The organism is Rhizobium sp. WYJ-E13 (assembly GCF_018987265.1).
GTDB lineage: Bacteria > Pseudomonadota > Alphaproteobacteria > Rhizobiales > Rhizobiaceae > Rhizobium.
Genome location: NZ_CP076853.1, coordinates 3,116,501 through 3,122,500, shown reverse-complemented (window position 1 = coordinate 3,122,500; position 6,000 = coordinate 3,116,501). Strand labels below are relative to the sequence as shown.

Below are 6,000 nucleotides of genomic sequence, written 5' to 3'. Positions count from 1 at the left end.
TTAATGTCCTAGAGTAGGGCGGGACACGTGAAATCCTGTCTGAACATGGGGAGACCACTCTCCAAGCCTAAGTACTCGTGCATGACCGATAGCGAACAAGTACCGTGAGGGAAAGGTGAAAAGCACCCCGACAAGGGGAGTGAAATAGTACCTGAAACCGGATGCCTACAAACAGTCGGAGGGGGCAACCCTGACGGCGTACCTTTTGTATAATGGGTCAACGACTTAGTGTAACAAGCAAGCTTAAGCCGGTAGGTGTAGGCGCAGCGAAAGCGAGTCTGAATAGGGCGATATAGTTTGTTGCATTAGACCCGAAACCGAGTGATCTAGCCATGAGCAGGTTGAAGGTTGGGTAACACCAACTGGAGGACCGAACCCGCATCTGTTGCAATAGATTGGGATGACTTGTGGCTAGGGGTGAAAGGCCAATCAAACTCGGAAATAGCTGGTTCTCCGCGAAATCTATTTAGGTAGAGCGTCTGGCGAATACTCCCGGGGGTAGAGCACTGGATGGGCTATGGGGACTCACCGTCTTACTGATCCTAACCAAACTCCGAATACCGGGAAGTACTACCAGGCAGACACACGGCGGGTGCTAACGTCCGTCGTGAAAAGGGCAACAACCCTAACCTCCAGCTAAGGTCCCCAAGTCATGGCTAAGTGGGAAAGGATGTGAGGATCCCAAAACAACCAGGATGTTGGCTTAGAAGCAGCCATCATTTAAAGAAAGCGTAACAGCTCACTGGTCTAAATAAGGGTCTTTGCGCCGAAAATGTAACGGGGCTGAAGCCATGCACCGAAGCTGAGGATTCCTCTTTGAGGAGTGGTAGCGGAGCGTTCCGTAAGCTGATGAAGGGAGACCCGTGAGGGCTCCTGGAGGTATCGGAAGTGCGAATGTTGACATGAGTAACGATAAAGAGGGTGAGAGACCCTCTCGCCGAAAGACCAAGGGTTCCTGCTTAAAGTTAATCTGAGCAGGGTTAGCCGGCCCCTAAGACGAGGCGGACACGCGTAGTCGATGGGAACCACGTTAATATTCGTGGGCCTGGTGGAAGTGACGGATCGCACAAGTTGTTCATTCTTATTGGATTGGATGGGCAGCGGAGCGGTTCCAGGAAATAGCTCCACCGTATAGACCGTACCCGAAACCGACACAGGTGGTCAGGTAGAGTATACCAAGGCGCTTGAGAGAACTATGTTGAAGGAACTCGGCAAATTGCACGCGTAACTTCGGAAGAAGCGTGACCCCATTTTACGCAAGTATGATGGGGTGGCACAGACCAGGGGGTAGCGACTGTTTATCAAAAACACAGGGCTCTGCGAAGTCGCAAGACGACGTATAGGGTCTGACGCCTGCCCGGTGCTGGAAGGTTAAGAGGAGAGGTGCAAGCTTTGAATCGAAGCCCCAGTAAACGGCGGCCGTAACTATAACGGTCCTAAGGTAGCGAAATTCCTTGTCGGGTAAGTTCCGACCTGCACGAATGGCGTAACGACTTCCCCGCTGTCTCCAACATAGACTCAGTGAAATTGAATTCCCCGTGAAGATGCGGGGTTCCTGCGGTCAGACGGAAAGACCCCGTGCACCTTTACTATAGCTTTACACTGGCATTCGTGTCGGCATGTGTAGGATAGGTGGTAGGCTTTGAAGCAGGGACGCCAGTTTCTGTGGAGCCATCCTTGAAATACCACCCTTATCGTCATGGATGTCTAACCGCGGCCCGTTATCCGGGTCCGGGACAGTGTATGGTGGGTAGTTTGACTGGGGCGGTCGCCTCCGAAAGAGTAACGGAGGCGCGCGATGGTGGGCTCAGACCGGTCGGAAATCGGTCGTCGAGTGCAATGGCATAAGCCCGCCTGACTGCGAGACTGACAAGTCGAGCAGAGACGAAAGTCGGTCATAGTGATCCGGTGGTCCCGCGTGGAAGGGCCATCGCTCAACGGATAAAAGGTACGCCGGGGATAACAGGCTGATGACCCCCAAGAGTCCATATCGACGGGGTTGTTTGGCACCTCGATGTCGGCTCATCGCATCCTGGGGCTGGAGCAGGTCCCAAGGGTTTGGCTGTTCGCCAATTAAAGCGGTACGTGAGCTGGGTTCAGAACGTCGTGAGACAGTTCGGTCCCTATCTGCCGTGGGTGTAGGAATATTGACAGGATCTGTCCCTAGTACGAGAGGACCGGGATGGACATATCTCTGGTGGACCTGTTGTCCTGCCAAGGGCATAGCAGGGTAGCTATATATGGACGGGATAACCGCTGAAGGCATCTAAGCGGGAAACCCACCTGGAAACGAGTGTTCCCTATCAGAGCCGTGGAAGACGACCACGTTGATAGGCCGGGTGTGGAAGTGCGGCAACGCATGAAGCTTACCGGTACTAATAGCTCGATTGGCTTGATCGTTCTCATTGACTATGCTCATCGCCCGGCGAATGCACCGCATTCGTCCGGTAGTTCGATGAGCCTGACCTTCTGTCCTCACGCGCCATAGGCGCTGCGGACGGCGCGCCGGACAACCGGCGACGCGCTTTGCGCTTGCGGAGCTTTGCTCCGACGGTGCCTCGCGAAAGGTAAGACGTGTTCAAAACCAATCACTGACGACTACTTATTAGTCGCTCAGTGAACCAGCTTCTCACACAAGTTGCGCTTCGCTGACCTGGTGGTTATGGCGGGGTGGCTGCACCCGTTCCCTTTCCGAACACGGCCGTGAAACGCCCCAGCGCCTATGGTACTTCGTCTTAAGACGCGGGAGAGTCGGTCGCTGCCAGGTCTGCTAAACGCAACTCGTGAAAAACGCATGTGCCCGAAGCTGAACAAGCTTCGGAAAGCAACATGCGCAAAATCGACAACAATCTTCTCTGAACGAAACCAACGGCCCAAAGCCGATACAAAGGGCCGCTTCCAAAGCGGCCTTTCGTCTTTAGCGCCCTATATCATGAACACGAGACAAATTGCTTCGCAATTTGCTCGGCAACAATCCGCAAAGCGCAAGCGCTTTGCGTAGCCGCGACAAATCCTACGGATTTGCGCAATCGGTCTTTTGCCAACAGGCAAAAGACCTGGACGGACGACACAAGTGTCGCCTGGATAACGCGGGGTGGAGCAGCCCGTTCGGCCTAAGATCGATCCACCGGATCGATCTCTTAACGGCCTCACCTCGTCAGGCTACGCCTGACATCGCTCCCGGGCACAACGTCCGGAATGAAATATCGCGGGGTGGAGCAGCCCGGTAGCTCGTCAGGCTCATAACCTGAAGGCCGCAGGTTCAAATCCTGCCCCCGCAACCAACGATCCCTGCGATCCACAAAAGCCCCCTCCGCGGGGCTTTTTGCGTTTTTGGGCTTCACCGCTGGCTGCCTGTCCCACCAGTCACATAGTCAAAGCTCACAGGCCCTCGGAAAAATCGCAGCCAGACGGAATAAGTCGGCAGCTAGTACTACAGTTGCGTTTTACCGGAAATCATGATTCACTTCCCGCATTTGGCGGGAGGGAAGTTCAATGTCGGTTGCGGGTTGGTCCGGGTCGGTTCTGGCGTGGCATCGTGAGCTCGATGCCTTGAAGGTGCGGTTGGGCTCGGTCTTTGGTCGCCGAGAATTGCGCGCATCGTGCGGTGCCTTTCTGGATGGGTTGTTGTCGGGAGTAGAGCGCAAGACTGGCTGGCTGATGGCGGAACAGGCAGGACTGGAGCGCCCTTATCGGATGCAATCGCTGCTGGGGCGCAGCCATTGGGATGCTGACGCATTGCGCGATACGGTTCGCGCTTATGCAATAGAGTCTCTCGGTGACGCGGACGGCGTTCTTGTGGTCGATGAGACCGGCTTCCTGAAGAAAGGCGCCCATTCAGTCGGTGTCGCACGACAATATTCCGGCACGGCCGGCCGGATCGAGAACTGTCAGATCGGTGTTTTCCTTGCCTATGCAAGCCGCTACGGTCAGACCCTGATCGATCGGCAACTTTATCTACCGAAGGAGTGGGCCGAGGATGAAGCCCGCCGTGCTTCGGCTCACGTCCCCCAGTCCCAAGCCTTCGCGACCAAACCGGCCATTGCAGCCAAGCTCATTGCCGATGCGCTGGATGCCGGCGTGCCTTGTGCCTGGGTATTGGCGGATGCGCTTTATGGTTCGGATTCCAAGCTGCGCCGGATGCTGGAAAGCCGTGGCCAGCCTTATGTTCTGGCAGTGCGCTCCAATCATTGCCTGCGCTTTGTGCGTGAGCAAGGGATCGAGCAGACCGATCCCGAAACGATGGCTGATGAGTTGAAACCGGAGGTTTGGCAGAGCCATGCAGCAGGCGAAGGTGCCAAGGGTCTTCGGCTTTATGATTGGGCCCGTATTCCTCTCAGCTCTCGCCCGGATCCACAATGGGAGCGCTGGCTTCTGATCCGGCGCAGCCGACGCGAACCCGATGCGCGCGCCTATTACTTTGTCTTTGCGCCCGCCGGTACCGAATTGAGCGAATTGGCGGGCGCTGCCGGGCTGCGTTGGACCGTGGAAGAATGCTTCCAGCGTGCGAAGGACGATCTCGGCCTGGATCATTGCGAAGCGCGATCCTGGCATGCTTGGAAGCGGCACATGACGCTCGTCATGGCAGCCGCTGCATTCCTCGCCAAACTCGGCGCCGATCTACGCCGCACCGCTGCTGGCAAACCGAACGAAACGAGTCCAAACCCGCCAATCGCCGCCTGACCAACACCATGGCCTTCGTGCCCAGCGTCGCAGAGATCCGCTATCTGATCAAACGCCTCCTGCTACAGCCCCCGATTAGAGTTCGCCTCATCTTGGCATGGTCACTCTGGCGACGCAGGCATCAAGCATCCGCAATGCTTTCTCACTACAAAGCAAGGCATCAAACGCAACTGTAGTACTAGAGCAGATCCTGTTTAATCTGGGTCATATCCCGCGACCTTGAAGTAGTTGGCGCATTCTGCCGTCGTGAAGCGAGGCATCAAGGCGCCCACCGCATCCCACAAAGCGTCGATCTTTCGCTCCGCCCGAGCCCGCAACATGGCTTTCAATTTGGAGAATGCGTTCTCAATGGGATTGAAGTCAGGACTGTAGGGCGGCAGGAACATGAGTTTGGCGCCGGCGCGCTCGATGGCATCGCGGACGCCGGCTGTTTTGTGCGCAGGCAGGTTATCCATAATAACCACGTCGCCGATTTTCAGGGTGGGCAGCAGCACCTGTTCGACATAAGCAAGGAAGACGTTGCCGTTCATCGCGCCATCGTAGACGAAGGGGGCGGTCATTCCGCTGAGGCGCAACGCTCCAGTGAAAGTCGTAGTCTTCCAATGGCCATGCGGCACACCTGCTCGACAACGCTCGCCTCGCATTGCGCGTCCGCGCAGGCGCGCCATTTTGGTCGACAGACCGGTCTCGTCTATAAAGATCAGCTTTTCTGGATCGAGATCGAGCTGGCCATCAAACCAGGCTCGCCGCCGCTTCAAGACATCTGGTCGATCCTGCTCCAATGCATGTGCGGACTTTTTTTAAACGTCCACCCGCGGCTTCGCAGCCAAGCACCGAGCGCACTCCGGCTGATGCCGACCTGCCGCTCAACGCACAGACGCTCGACCATTTCATCCAGCGTCACGTCCTTGCGATCGTCGATCATCTCGACAACGAAAGCCGCGTGTGCGTCGAGAGCCGACGGTCGTCTCCAACCTTGCGGCCGGGGGGTCGGCTCGCCGTCTTTCGCTCTCGCGATCCACCGGATTGCCGTCGAAATCCCAACCCCGAACCGGACAGCCGCCTGCCGCGCTGACATGCCAGCCGCAGACGCTTTCAATACGCGTAATCGAAGATCGTCGCTCAGTGCTCGTGCCATCATCCACCTCTTCGTTGTGGATGTTGAATCAGCTTCGCTGCGCCGCGTCACCTCACAATCGATTCATCGATCGCAGGATCTGCTCTAAGCTCACCATAAAGCGATATAGCGGTTGAATGCCTGACCAAAGCTGATGTGAACTGGCCGCGCCATGTCGGTGAGGCCAGTTGCCTTCTGTC

General features: G+C 56.5%; 2 protein-coding genes, 1 tRNA gene and 2 rRNA genes (1 of these 5 running past the window's edge). 4 read left to right on the top strand and 1 reads right to left on the bottom strand.

Going from position 1 to position 6,000, the window contains the following annotated elements; translation table 11 throughout:
- From KQ933_RS15675 to KQ933_RS15660, 4 genes are all read left to right on the top strand, one after another.
- Nucleotides 1–2,400 (top strand): 23S ribosomal RNA (locus tag KQ933_RS15675) (it extends 487 nt beyond the left edge of the window).
- A 252-nt stretch (nucleotides 2,401–2,652) separates the two neighbouring features.
- Nucleotides 2,653–2,767, top strand: a 5S ribosomal RNA gene (gene rrf, locus KQ933_RS15670).
- Between the two features lie 440 nt (nucleotides 2,768–3,207).
- Nucleotides 3,208–3,284: transfer RNA gene (locus tag KQ933_RS15665), tRNA-Met, on the top strand.
- 211 nt (nucleotides 3,285–3,495) lie between these two features.
- Entirely contained in the window at nucleotides 3,496–4,683 is a 1,188-nt protein-coding gene (locus tag KQ933_RS15660; protein ID WP_216755744.1) for an IS701 family transposase, read from the top strand.
- A 194-nt stretch (nucleotides 4,684–4,877) separates the two neighbouring features.
- Here the strand turns inward: KQ933_RS15660 and KQ933_RS15655 are convergent.
- A protein-coding gene (locus KQ933_RS15655) for an IS630 family transposase (RefSeq protein ID WP_216755743.1) occupies nucleotides 4,878–5,821 on the bottom strand; the annotation gives its coding sequence in 2 pieces (ribosomal slippage) (nucleotides 4,878–5,485 and nucleotides 5,485–5,821; 945 coding nt in all).
- Nucleotides 5,822–6,000 lie beyond the last annotated feature (179 nt).